The following is a 19,161-nucleotide window of genomic DNA, read 5'->3' on the forward strand; positions in this document are numbered from 1 at the left end:
ACCAGGCGCCGGTGCGGCAGGGCGCGTTCGGTGGCTGTCTCGGTGGGCCAGAGTAGTGGCCGGCACCCGTGATCTCCTGCCCCGCGGGTGCTCGGGCTGGAGATCACGGGCGGCGACGGTTCAGCGAGGCAGCGGTTTCGACGCGGTCTTCGGCAGCCGTGCGACGGTGATCACGCCGATCAGCGTCACGGCGAGGATCCAGTAGACGGGACTGGTCCGGCTCCCGGTGGCGGCCACGAGCGAGGCGGCGACGAGTGGCGTGACACCCCCGATGATCACCCCGAGGTTGTAGCCGATCGCGATGCCCGAGTAACGCACGTTCGCCGGGAACAGCTCGGTGGCCAGCGGCCACGCGGGCACCTGCGCCCACCCGGTGAAGAACATGAAGACCAGGTAGACGGCCCCGACGACCCAGAGGCTGGTCGCCGCGATGAGCACTGCGAAGATCGGCCAGGCGAGGACGGCGAAGGCGACGTAGGACGCCAGGAGGACGGGCTTGCGGTCGTAGCGGTCCGTCAGCTTGCCCACCCAAGGGTAGGTCAAGGTCGCCAGTGCGATGCACGACGCCGAGGTCCAGACGACGCCCGTGGCGGAGAATCCCTCCTGCTGCAGGAAGATCGCGAAGTAGGCCACGCCGAAGTAGCCGGTGCCGTTGAACGCGATGGCCAGGCCCGCCACACGGGCGACCGACAGCGGGTGGCTGCGCAGGGCGGCCAGCAGCGGGCTGCGGACGATCGCGGCCTTCTCCTTCAGTTCCCGGAACTGCGGCGACTCTTCGACCCGCAGGCGAGCCCACAGGCACACCACCGTGAGGACCAGCGAGAGGAGGAACGGGATCCGCCAGCCCCACGTGGACATCTGGTCGGCGGGAACCAGCAGCCGGACCAGCCCCACGACGGCGGCAGCCACCGCGAACCCGAGCGTGGAGCCGATCGAGATCGTCGAGCCGTAGAACCCCCGCCTGCCCGGCGGTGCCAGTTCGGCGATGTAGGTCGCCGCGCCGCCGATCTCACCCCCGGCGGCGAGCCCCTGAGCCAGTCGCGCGACGATGATCGCGATGGTCGCGGCGACTCCGATGTGCCCGTAGGTGGGGAGCAGGCCGATCACGCCGGACGCCACACCCATGGACACGATCGTCGCGACGAGGGCTGTCCGGCGGCCCCGGCGGTCGCCGAGCCGGCTGAACACCCAGCCGCCGAGCGGGCGGACGATGTAGGACGAGGCGAACACCGCGAGTGCGGACAAGGTCGAGATCGTCGGGTTGTCGCTGGGGAAGAACAACGGTCCGATGGTGAGCGCCAGGAACCCGTAGACGCTGAAGTCGTAGTACTCGATGAGCGTTCCGACACCGCCGGCGAGCGATGCCCGCCGGGCAGACCTCGAACTGATCGTCGCGTCGGTGTTTCGAGCAGTCGTCATTGACTCTCCTAGTCACAACAGAGCGAAGTCGTGATCGGCGGTAGGGCAACGGGCAGCGATCACGCGGAAGGTTCGGCGTCACTGACGCCGGCGCATCCACTGACTCTGAACTGCCGTGCCCGGACACGCAATGCGCTGAGATGACTGGACTTTTGCGAATCTCACAAGAATGGGCCCGGAACGGGCATGGCCCGTCTCAGACGGTGTCCGGCGGAACGAGCAACGCGTTTATGGCGGCGGTGCGGATCGTCTTCCCGACGCTCTCGGGATCGAGGCCGCTGTTGAACTGCGGGACCGAGTTGATCATCGAGAAGACGGCGTGGGTCAGGACGCGGTTCTGGGCGTCCGACAGGTCGGGCCGGAGCCGCTCCACCAGCGCGCTCCACTCCTCGGCGTAGAGGCGCATCAGGCGGCGCATTCGGTGTCGTTCGTCTTCGGGCACGTTGTGTTCGTTCTTCAGGAACACCAATGTGGACGGAACGTTCCGCAGACTGCGGGTGACGTGGTAGTCGATCATGGCTTCGAGCGCCTCGCGCGGGTCCTTGACCGCGGCCGCCGTCTCGCGCGCGTTCGCCAGCAGGTCGTTGAGGGGATCCTCGAGCACCGCGATGAGCAACGCCTGCTTGCTCGGGAAATGCCGGTAGAGCGCCGGCCCGGTCACCCCGGCGCGCGCGCCGATCATCTCGGTGGTCACCGCGTCGAAGGCGCGCTCGTGGAATAACTCGCCGGCGACTTTGATCAGCGTCTCCCGCCGGGACGATCGCGGCGATGCGGGCCGAGGAGATCGTGCGCTCGTCATGGGCGCAGTCTAGGTGAGAGGCCGATAACGTGTTGTGGCGTGTTCAACCAGCAGGTCGGCGACCGCGTTCAGGCACTCGAAGCCCAGCTCGGGGGACATGCCGTCCGGGTTTCCGAGCACGCCGTTGGGGGCGACCGCCGCGACGCCGTTGGTGAACACCCGAGCCAGGAGCTGGACGGTCATGGGCCCCGGGAAGCCGGCGGCGGCCCGCTCGCTGCGGACGGCGTCCGGCCGGACGGCCAGCATGATCGACGTTTCGGCGATGTCGGCGTGGCCCCCGACGTGGCCGGCGAGGCCGGCGACCCGGTGAGCGGCGTCTCGCCACGCGGCGAGGACCGCCGCTGAGTCCGCGAAGGCGATGACCTCCACGCCGGCGGGCAACCGCGCGGCGAGCTTCGGCTCGATGCCGGCGAGCAACGGGTAGTTGCCGATGTGGGCCGAGAAGATGAGCACCCGGCGGAAGCCGTGCCCGGCGAGGCTCGTGCAGCAGTCGAGGCACACCGCTTCGAGTGTTTCGGCCCTCAGTGAAAGCGTGCCGGCGAAGCCGAGGTGGTGCGACGAGCAGCCGATCCGGATCGTCGGCGCCACGAGCGCGTCGCCGAGCCGCTCGGCGACCAGCACACCCAGCCGGTCGGCGTGGTCGCTGTCCACTGACAGCGGGAGATGCGCGCCGTGCTGCTCGGTGGCGCCGAGAGGCAAGACGGCCGTGCGCATGCCGTTCGCGATGGCGTCGGCGATGTCGGGCGAGGTCAGGTGCTCGATCCGCAGCTCGCTCACGGGCGACCGCACCTCCTCCGGTGCCCGCTCGGCCGCCGCCAGGCAAAGTTACTGACGAATAACACAACTTCCTCCCTCTCGAGTCTTGACCAGGACGAATCCGCGCCCTACGTTATCGGCTAATAACATTCGATGGAAGGGGCGGCATGGACTTCATCCTCATGTCCGAAGGTGACACCCCGGTGGGTCTCACACATGAGCACCGCTACCGGGAGCTGATCGACGAGGTGCTGCTCGCCGAGCGGGTCGGCTTCGACGCCTTCGGCAGCTCCGAGCAGCACGTCGCCATCGGCACGGCCACGGTCTCCGCTCCGGAGGTGCTCTACCCGTACCTGATGGCGCTCACGAACCGCATCCGGTTCATCCACCTGGTGACGCTCCTGCCGACCCGGATGAACCACGCGCTGCGCGTCGCGGAGCGCATCGCGACCGCGGACATCCTGTCCAACGGCCGGGTCGAACTAGGGACCGGACGCGGGAACACCACGCTCGCGCTGCGCGCGTTCGAGGTCGACCCGACCGAGAACAAAGCGCAGTGGCGGGAAGGCGTCGAGCTGATCCGCCGTGCGTTCCTCGACGATCCGTTCTCCTTCGTGGGCGAGCACTACAAGATCCCGCCCCGCAGCCTGGTGCCCAAGCCCCTGCAGTGGCCCCACCCGCCGATCTCCGCCGCCACCGGCAGCCCGAGCTCGGTCGAGACCGCCGCCGAGCTGGGCATCGGAGCCATCATGGGCGGCTTCTACCTCGGTTTCGACCTCGTGGAGAACCTGCTGAAGCTCTACGACGAGACCCTGGCCGCCACCAGCCACCCGCACCCGATCACGCCGCGCAAGATGGTCACGATCAGCGGTGGCATGCACTGCGCCGAGACCACGGCGTCGGCGCGCCGGGAGGCGAAGCCCTTGTTCGACATGGCCAAGCTCTCGACCGATGCCTACGAGCGGCTTTCCACGCTCTCGAAGGACTACGCGTACATGGGCGCGGTCAAGGACGTCGACTTCGACGACGAGGAGTACATGTTCGAGCGCTCGCAAGGCTTCCTCGTCGGCGACCCCGACCACTGCATCGAGCACGTGCAGCGGTATGTGGACATGGGCGTCGACGCCCTCGTGCTGCGCGTCGACAGCCTTCCCCACGAACAGCTCCTGCGCTCGATCGAGCTGTTCGGCAAATACGTGATCCCTCAGTTCAAACACCCGCGCAACGTGGTGCGCCCCGCCGACGACGTGCTCGCCGACATTCGTGCCGCGCGCCCCGCGCACGAAGAGGCGCTGCGCAAGTTCCAGGCCGAACAGAACCTGTTGATCGAGAAGGAGTCCGTGCGATGAGCGACCTGTACAACCACGGCACGGGAAACGTCCTCGTCGAGCGCCACGACGACGGCGTCCTGCTGATCACGATCAACCGCCCCAGCCGCTACAACTCGCTCACCCTGCCGATGTTCGAGGAAATGAACCGGATCTGGGCCGACGTCGAGCGCGACGACGACACGCGGGTCGTCGTCATCACCGGAGCAGGCAAGGCCTTCTGCACCGGGATGGACGTCGCCCAGCCCGATCCCACACCCGAACAGGCGCTGGCGATGCTGGAGACCGAACGCAAGCGGGTGACGACCGTCCTGCGCATCGAAAAGCCGATCATCTCCGCGATCAACGGTCCCGCCGTCGGCTACGGCCTGTCCACGGCACTCCTCGCCGACATCAGCATCGCCGCGGACGACGCGGTGCTGATCGAAGGCCACACGAAGGTCGGCGTGACCGCTGGCGACCACGCCGCGCTCATCTGGCCACTGCTCGTCGGTATGGCCAAGACCAAGTACTACGTGCTCACTTCCGAGAAACTGACCGGCGCCGAGGCCGAGCGGATCGGGCTCGTCAGCCTGTCCCTGCCCCGCGAGCAGGTCCTGCCCCGCGCCCTCGAGGTCGCGTCCCAGCTGGCACGCGGTTCCCAGCAGGCCCTGCGGTTCACCAAACGCGCGCTCAACACCTGGCTCACCAACGCGGTGCCCCAGCACGAGCTGTCCGCGGCGCTCGAGATCCTCGACTTCGCCGGCGCCGACTACGCCGAAGCACGCCAGGCGTTCCGGGAAAAGCGTCCCGTCGACTTCCCCTCCGCTCGCCCCGCCGGCGCGCCGGCGAACTGATCGGACAGGAGCATGACCTCAGCCTCGCGCGACGCGGCGCTCGCCGCTGTGCTCGCCTCCGACGAAGTGGACGGTGTGGTGGTCCTCACCCTGGACCACCCGCCCGCGAACGCGCTCAGCAACACGGTCGTCAGCGAACTGACCTCGACGCTGGAAAGCCTCGCCCGCCGCCCGGACGCCCCCGCTGTGGTCCTGACAGGAGCCGGCGAGCGGTTCTTCTCCGCAGGCGGCGACATCAAGGAAGCCGTTGGCTACGACGCCGGGTCGATGGCCGAGCGGATGAGCTCGTTCCACGCGCTGCTCTGCGCACTCGACACCTTCCCGCGGCCGCTCGTGTGTGCGGTCAACGGGTGGTGCGTCGGCGGGGCCATCGAAATGGCGCTCTTCGCCGACGTGGTGTACGCATCCCGGCACGCCCGGTTCGTCTTCCCCGAGATCAACCACGGGATGTTGCCTGCGGTGAAGGGGATCGCCCGGGTGCGCGCGGCGCTCGGTGAGCGTGCCGCCCGGCGTCTCCTGCTGGGCGGCGAGCCCGTCGACGCGTCCCGCGCGGCGACGCTCGGCATCGTCGACCACGTTGTCGAGCAGGAGGACCTGCTGTCGATCGCGACGGCGGACGCGCGCGCGGCGGCGGCGAAACCACCCGCCGTGTTCGCCGCGCTGAAACGGACCCTCCGGGCGGAAACGGCCAGTTGGACTCCCGAAGAGCAGCTCCGCGTCACGGTTTCCGACGCGTGCACGGTCTTCGCCGACCCCGCCGCCCGTGCCGCCAGGGAGGCGTGGAATGGCTGACCCGGTTCCCGGGCTGGACCCGGCCGCCTTCCGCGCGGCGCTGGCCCGCTTCCCCTCGGGCGTGACGATCGTGACGACGCGGAGTGAGGCGGGCACGCCGCACGGGTTCACCGCGAGCTCCTTCGCGGCACTGTCACTGGACCCGCCTCTGGTGCTGGTGTGCCTGGACCGCGGCGCCGACTGCTTCCCCGTCTTCACCGCGGCTCAACGGTTCGTCGTCAACATCGTGACGCCGGCGCACGCCGCGCTCGCGGTCAGGTTCGCGACGAAGGGGGAGGACAAGTTCGCGGACGCGGGATTCGAGTTCGACGACCAGGGCATCGCGCTGCTGCCCGACGCGGCGGCAGTCATCCGGTGCGAACTGGAGCGAGCCGTACCGGGCGGAGACCACGTGATCCTCATCGGCCGTGTGCACGACGCGCGGACGGGGGACGGCGAGCCGGTGATGTGGTATCGGGGTGACTTCCTCCGCATCGGGGAGAGTGCTGCGTGAACGCCATCGGGCCCGGGCGCCCCGGGTCTGCGAGAGAGGCCGTGTCATGGATCTGACCAACTTCGAACCGACCCGGACGCTTCCGGGGCTGCTCGTCGACCGCTCGGGCAGGGAACCCGACACCGTCGCGATGCGCTACTCCCGCGAGGGGGTCGTGCAGTCGATCACGTGGCGGTCCTACGCGAACCGCGTACGCGATCTCGCACTCGGTCTCGCCGCGCACGGTGTGCGGCGTGGTGACCGGGTCGCGGTGATGAGCAGCGCCCGGCCGGAATGGGTGTTCGCCGCGCTGGCGGTGCAGAGCGTCGGCGGCGTCGTCATCGGCGTGTACCCGACCAACTCGGCCGCGGAAATCGAGCAGCTCCTCGTGCACAGCGAGGCGGTCGCCTTCCTCGGCGAGACGGCGACGGAGCTCACCAAGGTCGCGGCCATCGCCGCGCGCACACCGTCGTTGCGCCTCGTGCTCGGCATCGACGACGCCCCGCCGGCGCTACCCGAACCGGTAACCGCGATGACCTGGGACGCGCTGTGCGACGACGGAGCTCGGCACGCCGGCGAGAACCCGGACCGACTGTCCGAACTGGTCGCCGCCGGATCACTCGACGACGCTGCCGTGCTCTTCTACACGTCGGGGTCCACGGGAGCTCCGAAGGGCGTCACGCACACGCACCGGACGCTGCAACACGCGATCCAGAGCTTCGCCGGCTTGTACCCGGACATCGCCGACCGCCGCTACGACGTCGTGGGTTTCCTGCCGCTGGCACACGTGGCGCCGGCGCTGGTGCTGGTCTTCACCCCACTGCTGACCAAGCTGGTGGTCACCTACTGCCGCATCGAGGCCTACGAGGACGTGTTGCGCTCCGTGCGGCCGACGTCGGCGCTCTGGCCGCCACGGTTCTACGAGAAGCTCGCCGGCGAGCTGATCGCGCGAACCAAGTCCTGGCCCTGGTTCCGGCGCCGCGCCTACGACGCGGCCATGTGGGTCGGCCGCCGGGTGGCCGAGCGCCGCTGGTCCCACCGCAGGCCGTCGGTGCCGATGCGGATCGCCTACGCCGCCGCGCTTCGCACGGTCTTCCTGCCGTTGCGGGCGACCGCCGGGCTGGACCGCCTCCGCGTCGCCTACACCGCGTCCGCCGCCATGCCCGAGAGCGTCCTCGCGATCTGGCAGATCTGGGGTCTCGATCTCCGCGAGAACTACGGTCTCACCGAGACGGCGGGATGTCCTGTCGCGCACTTCGGCCAGCCGTTCCCGCGTCCCGGCTTCATCGGCAGGGTCTTCCCGGACCCGCGCTTCCAGGTGAAGGTCGCGGACGACGGTGAACTGCTGATCAGCGCACCCCTGCTGTTCACCGGGTACTGGCGCAACCCGGCGGAGACCGAGGCCGTGCTGCGGGACGGCTGGTTCCACACCGGTGACCTGGTGGAACGCGCACCGCACGGGGACATCCGGCTCATCGGCCGGAAGAAGGACGTGATCATCACCCTGGGCGGCAAGACGATCAACCCCCAGCCCATCGAGACCCGATTGAAGGAGAGCTCGCTGATCGACGAGGCGATTGTGGTCGGCGATGCGCGCAAGTACCTCACCGTCCTGCTCGAGCCGAGCGCGAGCACGGACGCCCCGTCCCCTGACGCGGTGGTCGAACGGCTGCGGGCCGAGGTCGCCAGGGTCAACGCGGACCTCGCGCGGGTGGAGCAGCTGAAGGACTTTCGCGTGCTGCCACGGCCCCTGGACGTCGAGCGCGGCGAGCGGACCGCGAACGGCAAGATCAAACGCACGGCCGTCGTGAACTCGTTCGCGGCGCTGATCGAAGACATGTACGGCGCGAACGACGATGCGGCGATCGCGGATCACGTGCGTTCAAAGCCGAGCTAGGGCCAGGCCGGGCCGCGGCGGTGTCCCTCCCGCCACGGACGGCCCCCGTCACGCCTACCGAGCGTGGGCGGCAGGAGGTGAAGCCATGCCGGTTCCCGACTTGACCCTGCAGCAGCTTCGAGCGGTCCAGGCCGTCGCCGAGTCCGGCAGCTTCACCAAGGCGGCCGCAGCCGAGCACATCTCCCAGTCCGTCCTGAGCCGGAGGATCAAGGAGGTCGAGCGTCTCCTGCGGGTGCGGTTGTTCGACCGCACCACCCGGCAGCTCGACACCACCTCGGCGGGACGGGCCTTCCTGCTCATGACCGGCACGGTCCTGGACGAGCTCGACACCCAGCTGCGACGTTTCCTGACCTTCGTGGCGGCGCAGTCCGGAACCGTCGCGCTGGCGGCACTGCCGTCGCTGACAGCGGTGGTGCTGCCGGACCTGATCCGCGAATTCATGGCGGATCACCCCGAGGTGACGTTCGAGATCAGGGACGCGGACGCCGCCGAAGTGCGCGGGAACCTCGAAGCGGGCACCGTCGAACTCGGCCTGAGCGACGGCGGGGACCTGCCGGACGGCTTCTGCTTCGCGCCACTGCTGCGGGAGCAGTTCTACGGCGTCGCGCACCACAGCCATCGCTGGTCGGTGCGGGATTCCCTCTCGTGGGCGGACTTCGGGGGCGAGACGGTGGTCGCGACGCCGCCGGGAACCAGCATCCGCGCGAGGACCGATGCCATGTTCGGCGAGCGCTCGATCCCGGTGAGCCGGCATTTCGACGCCCCGTGCGTGGCGGCGATCGGCGGGCTCCTGCGGGCGGGTGTGGGTGTGGCGGCGTTGCCCGCGCTGGAGTTGCGGGAGTTCAGCCTGGACGGTCTCGTGGCGATACCCCTGGAATCACCGGACGCGACCAGGGTCACCGGTGTCGTGTACCGCCGCGGCCAAGCTCTCTCGCCCGCCTCGGCTCGATTCCTGGACTTCGTGCGCGCGGCCGAGGTCGACACGCCTCGCGGAGTCTCCCGCGTTCGCGGCGAAGCGGCCGGCTGTGCACCCGGGACCGTCTGAAGAGGACGGCCCCGGGCCGGGGGTTCTCTCGCTTGACAGCTACCGCGGTCCGTACACGACGAGGCAGCGCCGCAGGATGAGCCAGCCGTACACCTTGTCGACGCTTATGCCCGCCGGCCGCCGTCGACCGACAGGGCGATGCCGGTGACGTAGGAAGCCTGTGTGGAGCAGAGCCAGACCGCGGCGGCGGCGACTTCGTCCGGGATGGCGAGGCGTCCGAGTGGGGTGAGTGCTTCCTGTTGGGCGGTCATGTCGGTGCCTGCCGCGACACTCTCGTACATCTCCGTGCGGGTGAGGGCGGGGCAGAGGGCGTTGACGCGGATGTTGTCCGGTGCGTAGTCGACCGCGGCGGCCTTGGAGAGTCCGACGATGCCGTGCTTGCTGGCGACGTAGGCCGGGGCGCGCGGGATCGCGTACAGCCCGCCGTTGGAGGCGGTATTGACGATGGCACCACCGCCACGGCGCCGGAGGGCGGGTAGCTCGTACTTCATGCACAGGAACGTGCCCGTGAGGTTGACGCGGATGACGTGCTCCCACTCGTCGCTTGGCATGGCGGTGAGCTGCCGGTTGGTGGACGGAACACCCGCGTTGTTGAAGGCGAAGTCCAGCCCACCGTAGGCCGCCGAGATCCGGTCGACGGCCGCCCGCACGGATGGTTCGTCGCCGATGTCGACGGTGATCGCTTGGGCCGTGCCGCCGGCTTCGGTGATGAGTCGTGCCGTCTCGGCGGCTGCGTGCTCGTTCAGGTCGAGCACGCCGACCGCGGCCCCGCGCCGGGCGAACTCGAGCGCGCTCGAGCGGCCGATTCCGCTGCCGGCGCCAGTAACCAGCCCGACCAATCCCGCGAAGTCCCTCACGACAGGGCCTCGTGATTGATCCAGACGACCTTGTAGGAATATCGCGACTGCCAGCGTTGGATGAGGTCCTCGGCGCCGGGCACCGTGAAGACCGCGTTGAGCGCGTCGAGGTCGCCGACTCCGAGCTGAACAATCGCGCTGGCGACGAAGACGGGACTGTGGTCGTCCGTGGGCACGCGGATGTGGCGCCGGGCCGAGAAAGTCTGGACGTGGCCGGAGCCCAGCATCAGATTTTCGATGTCTTTCAGGTACTGATCCAGCTCGGCATCGGGGATGGGCTGGTCGAAGGAGACAATCATCGTGTGGTTGAGCACGAACCGATTCAATCAGCGACAACCGCACGGAGTCCAAGACCGACTCGACATCCGGCGATAACCTATAGGCATGGTTGAGGTCGAAACGCGCGAGCTGGCCTACTTCGTCGCCGTCGCGGAGGAGCTGCATTTCGGTCGTGCCGCGGTCCGCTTGTCGATCGCTCAGCCGGCGCTGTCGAAAGCGATCCGGCGCGTCGAGGAGCGGCTGGGGGTGCAGCTACTCCTGCGTTCGAGCAGACGAGTCTCGCTCACGGCGGCGGGAGAAGCCCTGCTGTATCACGGCCGCCACGCGCTGAACGCCGTCAGCGTCGCGGTACAGCAGGCGCGGCAGGCTGGTGACGCCGACGCGCAGCTGCGGCTGGTGATCAAGCCCGGCGGCGACGCGAACCTGCTGTCGGGGATACTCACCGCATACGCCCAGCAGCCTGATGCCCGCCGGGTCGACATCCTCTTCGGTGGTGCCACCGACCGCGCTGACTATCTGCGCGACGGCCGGGCCGACTTGGCACTCCTGTACGCGCCGTTCGACGACCTCACGGGGCTGGCGTATGAGGCGCTCCATGTCGAGGACCGCGTGGCGATTCTCCCAGCCGATCACCGGCTGGCCTCGCGCGACGAGGTGCGGCTGGCCGACCTAGAGCACGAGACGATGCCGCGCTGGAAAGGCGTGCCCGGCGGCGGAACCGGGCCGGAGCTGGTGGACGTGCCCCAGCTGATTCAGCTGATCGCGCTCGGCCGCACGATCGCGATGCTGCCGCGCTCTCTGGTCGAACCCGTGCCGCCGGGAATCGTCTGCGTCCCGGTCGCCGACGCCCCCGCCAGCCAGGTCGTCCTGGCCTGGGCAGAGCTGGACCGCCGTCCCCTCGTCGCCTCGTTCGTGGCGGCGGCGCTCACCGCGAAGGGCGAGCGCCGCCCGGCGCTCTAGTTTGCGGAGAACTCGGGCTCGTCATCGGCGCCCAGCCGGCTCAGCAGCATCTGCGTGGTGAACGCGATGTGATCGCGCAGCAGTGTCACGCCCTGGTCGACGTCACGGGCGAGGGCGGCATCGGCGAGAGCCTGATGTTCGGCGGCCGGGTCACGATCGTGCTCGGCATTCAAGGGAGCCGCCCAGCGCCGGTACAGCTCCGTCTCGGCGCGCAAGCCCTGGGCGATCGCGATGAGGCGCCTGTTGCCGCAGCCCGACACGAGCGCGGCGTGGAACGCCTCGTGCGCGAGATACCAGGCGTCCCCGCGTACGCCGCCCTCGGCTTCGCGCTCGCGGAGGCACAGCAGGTGGTGGGCGGCCACCACCTCGGCCTCCCACCGGTCGTCGCCGGAGATCATCGACTGCCGGAACGTGAGCGCTTCGAGCTCCACGCGTGCCGCCGTGAGATCGGTCAGTTCGCCCACGGACAACGATGCGACCGCGTACCCCTGATGGGGCTGCGGTGTGACCAGCCGTTCGGCCGCCAGTCTGGTGAGTGCTTCACGGAGGACCCCCGCACTCGTCTCGTATTCGGCGCACAACGCGGGGAACTTGAGCCGCTGTCCCGGCTCCAACCGCCCCATGAAGATGTCCTGCCGCAGCCGCTCGTATGCCTCGGTCGCCCGGGTGCCGGACCCGCCCCGCTTCACCATGCGTGAAACCTTACCCGGTCTGCGACGATCGGCAAAACTTTTGAAACTTTGCTTGACATGAGAATCTGCGCCACGCAGAGTGGCTGTCACCCAACGAAGCAGCGACAGCAAAGGAGCGACGTTGCGCATCGGAAACGTTCGGGGACGGCCGTGGTTGATCACGGGTGATGCTGAAGGCATCGATATCCACGAGGCGAGCGGGCACCGCATCGGGTGTGACTTTCCCGGGTTGTATGAGCAGTGGGACGACCTTGTGGACTGGGCTGCTTCCGCGGCCGGGGACCGGGCAGGCTTCGCGCCTGAGGAGCTGGGGGCACCCTCGCCGCATCCGCGGCAAGTCTTCGCCGTCGGGCTGAACTATCTCGATCACATCGAGGAAGCCGGGCTGGCGGTGCCGGAGGAGCCGGCGGTGTTCACGAAGTACGTGTCCTCGTTCGCGGGGGCCGACTCCGCGGTCGAGCTACCACCGGGAACGGTGGACTGGGAGGTCGAGGTCGTCGTCGTGATCGGCCGGACGGCCCGACACGTCGCGGCCCGTGACGCCTGGGGACATGTGGCTGGTTTGACGGTCGGTCAGGACCTGTCCGAACGCGGCCTGCAGCTGGTGGGGTCACCGGCGCAGTACAGCCTCGGCAAGTCGTTTCCAGGGTTCAGCCCGACCGGGCCGTATCTGGTCACTCCAGACGAGCTTGCCGACCCGGCCGACCTGGAGATGGGCTGCCTGCTCAACGGCGAGCCGGTCCAGAAAGCGCGGTCGTCCGGCATGGTTTTTCCCATCGATGTCCTGATCGAGAAACTCTCCCGGGTCACCACGCTGTTTCCCGGGGACGTGATCTTCACCGGCACGCCCGCGGGCGTGGGTGCCGTCCGCACACCACCACAGTTCCTGGCCCCAGGGGACGAGCTCGTCTCCTACATCGAGGGAATCGGAAGCATCCGGCAGAGCTTCGTCGCCGCCGCGGAAAGGAGCGCGTCATGAGCTTGCACCGGCTCAACTCGGTCACGATCGGGGTACCGGCGCTCGAACAGACCGGCGCCTACTACGAGGAATTCGGACTGGCCAGGGAAGGCGGCGGTTGGTTCGCGACGAGCGACGGTGGCCGCCAGCTGCGGCTCGTGCACGCGCCGACGCGGCGGCTGCTCGAACTGTCGATCGGCGCCGACAGTCCCGACGATCTACGCGGCATCGCCTCCAGGCTGGCGCGCCTGGGCATCGAGGCGGTCGTCGACGACCATCGGCTGGTGGCCGCTGAGCCGACGACCGGTGTCCGGGTCGAGGTCGCCGTGACGGCGCGGATGATACAACCGGCGGCGCCCGCGACTCCGTACAACGGACCCGGCCGGGACGACCGCGGCGCGACCCGGGCGCCGAGCGTGCTCCGCGAAGGCCGCGTTCGTCCTCGCAAGCTCGGTCACGTGGTGATCGGCTCCACCGACCAGGCAGCGAGCCAGCGGTTCTTCACCGACGGTATCGGGCTCAAGGTCAGCGACGAGATCACCGGTGTCGCCACCTTCATGCGGTGTTCCACCGATCATCACAACATTCTCATCCAGAGCGCGCCGGTGAACTTCGTCCACCACACCTCGTGGGAGGTCGACGACGTGGACGAGGTCGGGCGGGGCGCCATGCAGATGCTGGAAAACAATCCCGAGCGGCACGTGTGGGGACTCGGCAGGCACACCGTCGGATCCAACTTCTTCTGGTATCTCCGGGATCCGGCAGGCAACTTCTGCGAGTACTACTCGGACCTCGACTGCGTCGTCGACGACGCGCTGTGGAAGCCCAGCGTCTGGGACGGGACCCGCGCGCACAGCTTCCTGAGCTGGGGGCCGCCGCTCCCGCCGTCCTTCATCGAACCGGAGGACCTCGCGGCGCTGATGATCGGCGCACACGACGCACCATGACCATGCGGCAGTACGCGACGGGCATGGCCTGGGGCGAAGGCCCCCGCTGGCATGACGGAGCGTTGTGGCTGTCGGACACCCTGGGCGCGCGGCTGTGGACGGACGCCTCCGGCGAATGGCGTTCGGCCGGTCTCGACTCGCCGTCCAACGGGCTGTGGTTCCTGCCCGACGGCCGGCTCGTGGGTGCGATGACGCACGAACGCAGGGTCGGGGAGTGGGCAGACGGCCAGTGGCGGTCCTATGTGGACCTCGGCGGTATCGCGGCCGGTCCGCTGGGCGACATGATCGGTGACGCCCAGGGCAATCTCTACGTCGACGACGTCGCCTTCAACGCCGCCGCGGGCGAGGCGCCGGTACCGGGTCGCATCATCCTGGTCCGGTCCGATCACAGCGCCGCGGTCGCGGCCGAGGACGTTGAGTTCCCGAATGGGCTCGCGCTCATCGACGGCGGCCGGACCCTGGTCGTGGCCCAGACGGCGGCCCGATGTCTGACCGCGTTCGACGTGCTCGCCGACGGAACGCTCGGTGGCCGGCGAACCTATGCCGACCTGGCCGCGCTGGTCGGCCCCGGAGCTCACCCGGACGGGCTCTGGCCCGCCGAGCACGGCGTGTGGGTGGCGACGACCAGCGCACAGGCGATCGTGCGAGCCGGTGAAGGCGAGATCCACGAGACGGTGTCCACCGCGCCACTGCTGCCCATCGCCTGCTGCCTGCGCGACGACGGCGCACTGATCGCGACTGTGGCCGACACCCACGGAGCACCGCTCCTCGACGCCGTGAAATCCCGGACGGTGACGACCTCGGTCGTCGTCATCACCAAGAACGAGCAAACCTGAGGTGAGGAAATGACCAGGCACACCACCGACGACGTTGATGTAGCGGTCATCGGATGCGGAACCACGGGTCTGGCGCTGACCCGGCTGCTGGCCATGGAAGGGCTGCGGATCGCCGCGATCGACCCCGCTCGGGTCCCCAGAGCGTTTCCCCGCGCGACACACCTTGACGACGAGACGATGCGTGCCTTCCAGACGCTCGGCCTCGGGCACCTCGAAGAGCGGTTCTCGCTCTCGGGCGTGTACCGGTTCTATGACCCGCAGTGGCGGCCGGTGATGGAATTCCCCTTCAACAAAGGGATAACGGACCAAGGCTGGCACTCGGACTACATGTTCCACCAGCCCGACTTCGAGGCGGTGCTGCGCGGGCACGCGCACAACCATCCGGAAACCACCAGCTTCTTCGGCTGGGACGCGATCGAGCTGACCAGCTCCGCCGACGGCGTACGGGTTCGGCTGCGCGAGAGGGCGACAGGCGAGGAACATGAACTCACGGCGTCGTTCCTCGTCGGCTGTGACGGCGCGAATTCGTTCGTGCGCGAGCAGCTGGGTTGCACGCAGACCGACTACGGGGCAACGCATCGCTCGCTGATCGTAGACATCCTGCCTTTCGTGCAGAAGGAGAGCCTCGCCGGGCGCGACGCGTTCATCCAGGGCGGAATTCGCAACCCGTTGACTTTCCTCGCCACCGCGGAACCGCTGCTGCGTTTCGAGCAGCTACTTCGCCACGACGATGACACGGCGGCGTTCGAGCGGCTCGATCATGTGTACGAGCTGTTGTCGCCGTGGCTGAGCGCGGACGAGTACCGGGTTCTCCGCGCGGACGTCTACGAGTGGGACGCCGTGGTCGCCGAGCCGTGGCGGTCCGGGGCCGTTTTCCTGGCGGGAGACGCCGCGCACGAGATGCCGCCGCATCTCGGCCAGGGCATGGCCTCCGGCATCCGGGACGCCATGAACATCGCGTGGAAGCTCGGGCGGGTCGTCCGAGGTGAGTCGCCGCGAGAAATCCTGGACACCTACGAGACGGAACGCAAGCCGCACATGACCGAGTTCGTCAAGCTCGCGGCGCAGATGGCGAACGAGATCGAGGCGATGCAACCGCAGGCGCCGGAGGAGGGCGCCGACGTGCCTGTCACGGAGCGCGAGACTCTGCGCCCGCAGCTCGGGGCCGGCATCTGGGCCGGCGACGACGAGTTCGCCGGACGGCTGAGCGCGCAACCGAGACTGGCGAGCGGTCAGCGCATCGACGATGTGGCCGGCTACCGGTTCGCGGTGGTGGCCGCCGAGGACTGCGTCGCTCAGCTTGGCGAGGCGACACAGGCGACGTTGCGGTCGCTGAACGCCGAAGTCATCGTGGCGGACTCCGACGAGTCGAAGAGCTGGTTGAAGAGCCTCGACACGGTCGCGATCGTCATCCGGCCGGACCGCTACCTCTTCGGCACCGCGGCGACCGCGGCGCAGCTCGATGCGCTGGTCGCCCGCCTCGACACCGAGCTGACGGAGCGGGCACAGCCGTGAGGTACGTCGGTGACCCGGACGAGGCGACAACCCTCCCGGACATCCTTCGCGCCCGGGCGGAGCTGAGCCCCGGATCCCGGTGCCTGACGTTCGACCGGGAGACCCGGACCTTCGCGGCGATGCTCGCCGCGGCCGAACAAGCGGCGGCCGCGCTGGCGTCCCTGGGGATCGAGCGGGGAGCCAAGGTCGCCACGCTGCTTCCCAACTCCACCGAGCTCCTCGACATCTGGTTCGGGGCATCCCTTCTCGGTGCCGTGTTCGTTCCGATCAACTCCGGGCTGCGGGGCGACGGCTTGCGCTACATCGTCGAGCACAGCGAGGCCGAGTTCATCGCGGTGGACGAACCGTTGGTGCAGACGCTGAGCGCCGCGGTCCCCGTCGGCCGCGGGCCACGGCACCGATATGTCCGCGGTGAGGACGATCCACCGTCCGGGTACGGATCTCTGACCGCACTGCTGACCGGCGCCCATCCTGCTGCCAAGCCCGGCGCGGTGGAACCGGCCGACCTCGCGTCCATTTTGTACACCTCGGGCACCACGGGACTGCCCAAGGGCGTGATGAACTGCCACAACTCCTTCGCCGTCGCGGCGCACGAGTTCACCCGGCGGTACGTGCGGATCCGGCAGGACGACGTCCTGTACACGAGCCTTCCGCTCTTTCACGCGAACGCGCAGTCGCTGACCGTAGTCGGCTCGCTGGTCTCGGGACGGCCCATGGTGGTGGCTCCGCGCTTCTCGGTATCGGCGTTCTTCGACGACATTCGAGAGCACAACGCGACGGTGTTCAACTACATCGGGGCCATGCTGACCATGCTCTACAAACAGCCTGAGCGCCCCGACGACGCACGGAACCCGCTCCGGCTCGCGATCGGCGGGGCCGCGCCCGCGGAGCTCTGGCGTCGCTTCGAGAAGCGGTTCGACCTCACGATCCTCGAGATCTACGGGCTCACCGAGAGCGCGACATTCTGCCTGGCCAACCCTCCCGAGGACATCAGAGCCGGCACGATCGGAAAGGAGACGAGCTGGTCAGAGGTCAAGATCGTCGGGCCGGACGGCATGACACAGCCAGACGGAGAACCGGGAGAGATCGCGATCCGCAGCAAACGACCGGCCACGATCTTCCTGGGCTACTACAAGAACGAGGAGGCGACGCGCACGGCGATGAACGGCGGTTGGTTCCACACCGGGGACCGCGGCCGCCGCGACGCGGACGGGTACGTCGTCTTCCTCGACCGGCTCAAAGACTCCATTCGCCGGCGCGGCGAGAACATCTCTTCCTTCGAGATCGAGCGGATCGTCAACGCGCACCCGTCGGTGCGGGAGAGTGCGGTCATCGGAGTTCCCTCCGAACTGGGGGAGGAGGACGTCATGGTTGTCGTCGTCCAGAACGGAGACGACCTCGACTGCGCTGAGCTCATCGAGTTCTGCGAGGAACGGATGGCCGCGTTCATGGTGCCCCGTTACGTCCGGCTCGTCGAGCGGCTGCCGAAGACCGCGACACAACGGCTCCAGAAGTACTCCCTCAGAGAGATCGGAATTCAGGACGCATGGGACCGGCAGGAGATGGGATGATGCGCACTTTCGTGATCGGGGTCGGCCTGACGAAGTTCGAGAAGCCCGGGACCAAGCCGGGCGACTACCCGGACTGGGTACGCGAGGCGGCGACGGCCGCGCTGCGGGACGCCGGGGTGAGCTACGAACAGGTCGAGCAGGCCTACGCCGGCTACGTCTATGGTGACTCCACAGCCGGCCAGCGAGCCGTCTACGAACTCGGCGTATCGGGTATCCCGGTCGTCAACGTCAACAACAACTGCGCGACCGGGTCCACAGCGCTCTTCCTGGCTCGCCAAGCCGTCGCGCACGGCGTTGCCGACTGCGCGCTGGCGGTCGGGTTCGAAAAGATGAAGCCCGGCTCGCTCGCCGCCATGTACACGGACCGGACGAACCCGCTCGGGCGTCACCTCGACCGGATGGCGGAGATCCATCCTCGCGAGGCCGTGCCGTTCGGCCCCGAGATGTTCGGGAACGCGGGCCGCGACCACATGGCCCGATACGGCTCGACACCCGATCATTTCCTCTGGGTGGCCTGGAAGAACCACAAACACTCGGTCGACAACCCGTACGCTCAGTTCCAAGAAGAGTACACAATGGACGAGATCGCCGACTCGCGGACGATCTACGATCCACTGACCAAGCTCCAGTGCTCGCCCACCTCCGATGGCGCGGCCGCCGCGGTGATCGTCTCCGAACGCTTCGTCGAACGCGCGCACTGCTGGGACCGGGCGGTCGAGATCACCGGCCAGTCCATGGTCACCGACCTCGAGTCGAGCTTCAGCGACGATACCGACTGCATGCGCATCGTGGGCTCCCACATGTCGCGGGAGGCGGCGAATCGCGCCTACCGCGAGGCCGGCATCGGGCCTGAGGACGTCGATGTGTGCGAGTTGCACGACTGCTTCAGCACGAACGAGGTGATCACCTACGAGGCGCTCGGGTTCGCGGAGGAGGGGAAGGGGCACCTGCTCGTCGAGCGTGCGGCCACCACCTACGGCGGCGACGGGCCGGTCGTCAACCCATCGGGCGGCCTTATCGCGAAAGGGCATCCCCTGGGCGCCACCGGTCTCGCCCAGTGCGCCGAGCTGACCTGGCAGCTGCGCGGGGATGCCGGCAGGCGTCAGGTCGAGGGCGCCGACGCGGCTCTCCAGCACAACCTCGGGCTCGGTGGAGCTGCCGTCGTGACCGTGTACCGCCGCGTGTCCTGATCCGAAGGAGTG

Annotated in this window: 19 protein-coding genes; 13 read left to right on the top strand and 6 right to left on the bottom strand. The window is 68.6% G+C overall.

What is annotated here, in order from left to right; all coding sequences use genetic code 11:
* Positions 1 to 120: 120 nt before the first annotated feature.
* The 3 genes from FCN18_RS19510 to FCN18_RS19520 all read right to left on the bottom strand — a co-directional run bounded on the left by FCN18_RS19510 (position 121) and on the right by FCN18_RS19520 (position 2,995).
* The gene (locus tag FCN18_RS19510; RefSeq protein ID WP_112268428.1) at positions 121 to 1,419 is read right to left on the bottom strand and encodes an MFS transporter; all 1,299 of its coding nucleotides are present in this window, start codon (positions 1,417 to 1,419) and stop codon (positions 121 to 123) included.
* A 196-nt stretch (positions 1,420 to 1,615) separates the two neighbouring features.
* Positions 1,616 to 2,218 (bottom strand): TetR/AcrR family transcriptional regulator, encoded by a 603-nt coding sequence (locus FCN18_RS19515; protein WP_112268431.1) that lies wholly within the window; start codon positions 2,216 to 2,218, stop codon positions 1,616 to 1,618.
* A 9-nt stretch (positions 2,219 to 2,227) separates the two neighbouring features.
* On the bottom strand, positions 2,228 to 2,995 hold the full coding sequence (locus tag FCN18_RS19520) for a creatininase family protein (RefSeq protein WP_206077943.1): 768 nt from the start codon (positions 2,993 to 2,995) through the stop codon (positions 2,228 to 2,230).
* A 146-nt stretch (positions 2,996 to 3,141) separates the two neighbouring features.
* On the opposite strand from FCN18_RS19520, the gene FCN18_RS19525 reads away from it, so the two are divergent.
* The 6 genes from FCN18_RS19525 (at position 3,142) to FCN18_RS19550 (ending at position 9,344) form a co-directional block, all read left to right on the top strand.
* Positions 3,142 to 4,323: an LLM class flavin-dependent oxidoreductase gene (locus FCN18_RS19525; RefSeq protein ID WP_137095780.1), complete on the top strand. Its 1,182-nt coding sequence runs from the start codon at positions 3,142 to 3,144 to the stop codon at positions 4,321 to 4,323.
* Positions 4,320 to 5,138: an enoyl-CoA hydratase/isomerase family protein gene (locus FCN18_RS19530; RefSeq protein ID WP_112268435.1), complete on the top strand. Its 819-nt coding sequence runs from the start codon at positions 4,320 to 4,322 to the stop codon at positions 5,136 to 5,138. Before FCN18_RS19525 ends, FCN18_RS19530 begins: the two co-directional genes overlap by 4 nt.
* 12 nt (positions 5,139 to 5,150) lie before the next feature.
* Positions 5,151 to 5,930, top strand: a complete 780-nt coding sequence (locus FCN18_RS19535) for an enoyl-CoA hydratase/isomerase family protein (RefSeq protein WP_137095781.1) — start codon at positions 5,151 to 5,153, stop codon at positions 5,928 to 5,930.
* Positions 5,923 to 6,423, top strand: coding sequence for a flavin reductase family protein (locus FCN18_RS19540; RefSeq protein WP_137095782.1), 501 nt, complete (start codon positions 5,923 to 5,925; stop codon positions 6,421 to 6,423). Before FCN18_RS19535 ends, FCN18_RS19540 begins: the two co-directional genes overlap by 8 nt.
* Before the next feature lie 46 nt (positions 6,424 to 6,469).
* A complete protein-coding gene (locus tag FCN18_RS19545; RefSeq protein ID WP_137095783.1) occupies positions 6,470 to 8,299 on the top strand; it encodes an AMP-dependent synthetase/ligase in 1,830 nt (609 codons plus the stop codon).
* An 85-nt stretch (positions 8,300 to 8,384) separates the two neighbouring features.
* The gene (locus tag FCN18_RS19550; protein WP_158303138.1) at positions 8,385 to 9,344 is read left to right on the top strand and encodes a LysR family transcriptional regulator; all 960 of its coding nucleotides are present in this window, start codon (positions 8,385 to 8,387) and stop codon (positions 9,342 to 9,344) included.
* Between the two features lie 104 nt (positions 9,345 to 9,448).
* On the opposite strand, the gene FCN18_RS39785 is transcribed toward FCN18_RS19550, so the two are convergent.
* Entirely contained in the window at positions 9,449 to 10,201 is a 753-nt protein-coding gene (locus FCN18_RS39785) for an SDR family NAD(P)-dependent oxidoreductase (RefSeq protein ID WP_206077944.1), read from the bottom strand.
* The gene (locus tag FCN18_RS39790; protein WP_206077945.1) at positions 10,198 to 10,515 is read right to left on the bottom strand and encodes a hypothetical protein; all 318 of its coding nucleotides are present in this window, start codon (positions 10,513 to 10,515) and stop codon (positions 10,198 to 10,200) included. Before FCN18_RS39790 ends, FCN18_RS39785 begins: the two co-directional genes overlap by 4 nt.
* A gap of 70 nt (positions 10,516 to 10,585) precedes the next feature.
* Here FCN18_RS39790 and FCN18_RS19560 point away from each other — a divergent pair, with 70 nt between their 5' ends.
* Positions 10,586 to 11,440 carry a LysR family transcriptional regulator gene (locus FCN18_RS19560; protein WP_137095786.1) on the top strand — a complete coding sequence of 285 codons (855 nt, stop codon included), beginning with the start codon at positions 10,586 to 10,588 and terminating at the stop codon, positions 11,438 to 11,440.
* Here FCN18_RS19560 and FCN18_RS19565 read toward each other — a convergent pair.
* Positions 11,437 to 12,261 carry a GntR family transcriptional regulator gene (locus FCN18_RS19565; protein ID WP_228714044.1) on the bottom strand — a complete coding sequence of 275 codons (825 nt, stop codon included), beginning with the start codon at positions 12,259 to 12,261 and terminating at the stop codon, positions 11,437 to 11,439. The genes FCN18_RS19560 and FCN18_RS19565 overlap by 4 nt on opposite strands.
* On the opposite strand from FCN18_RS19565, the gene FCN18_RS19570 reads away from it, so the two are divergent.
* Genes FCN18_RS19570 through FCN18_RS19595 form a run of 6 tightly spaced genes read left to right on the top strand, consistent with a single transcriptional unit; the run spans position 12,254 to position 19,149 of the window.
* Entirely contained in the window at positions 12,254 to 13,111 is an 858-nt protein-coding gene (locus FCN18_RS19570) for a fumarylacetoacetate hydrolase family protein (protein ID WP_137095787.1), read from the top strand. The two genes, FCN18_RS19565 and FCN18_RS19570, sit on opposite strands and share 8 nt — an antisense overlap.
* Positions 13,108 to 14,037 (top strand): VOC family protein, encoded by a 930-nt coding sequence (locus tag FCN18_RS19575; RefSeq protein WP_112268451.1) that lies wholly within the window; start codon positions 13,108 to 13,110, stop codon positions 14,035 to 14,037. The genes FCN18_RS19570 and FCN18_RS19575 overlap by 4 nt, the downstream gene beginning before the upstream one ends.
* Complete coding sequence (locus FCN18_RS19580; RefSeq protein ID WP_113644776.1) at positions 14,034 to 14,873, top strand: SMP-30/gluconolactonase/LRE family protein; 840 nt, start codon at positions 14,034 to 14,036, stop codon at positions 14,871 to 14,873. Before FCN18_RS19575 ends, FCN18_RS19580 begins: the two co-directional genes overlap by 4 nt.
* 9 nt (positions 14,874 to 14,882) lie before the next feature.
* On the top strand, positions 14,883 to 16,388 hold the full coding sequence (locus FCN18_RS19585) for a bifunctional 3-(3-hydroxy-phenyl)propionate/3-hydroxycinnamic acid hydroxylase (protein ID WP_137095788.1): 1,506 nt from the start codon (positions 14,883 to 14,885) through the stop codon (positions 16,386 to 16,388).
* Positions 16,385 to 17,959 (top strand): AMP-binding protein, encoded by a 1,575-nt coding sequence (locus FCN18_RS19590; RefSeq protein ID WP_137095789.1) that lies wholly within the window; start codon positions 16,385 to 16,387, stop codon positions 17,957 to 17,959. Before FCN18_RS19585 ends, FCN18_RS19590 begins: the two co-directional genes overlap by 4 nt.
* On the top strand, positions 17,956 to 19,149 hold the full coding sequence (locus tag FCN18_RS19595) for a lipid-transfer protein (RefSeq protein ID WP_137095790.1): 1,194 nt from the start codon (positions 17,956 to 17,958) through the stop codon (positions 19,147 to 19,149). The genes FCN18_RS19590 and FCN18_RS19595 overlap by 4 nt, the downstream gene beginning before the upstream one ends.
* Positions 19,150 to 19,161 lie beyond the last annotated feature (12 nt).

The sequence above is a fragment of the Prauserella endophytica genome, assembly GCF_005146945.1.
GTDB classification, from domain to species: Bacteria; Actinomycetota; Actinomycetes; order Mycobacteriales; family Pseudonocardiaceae; genus Prauserella_A; species Prauserella_A endophytica.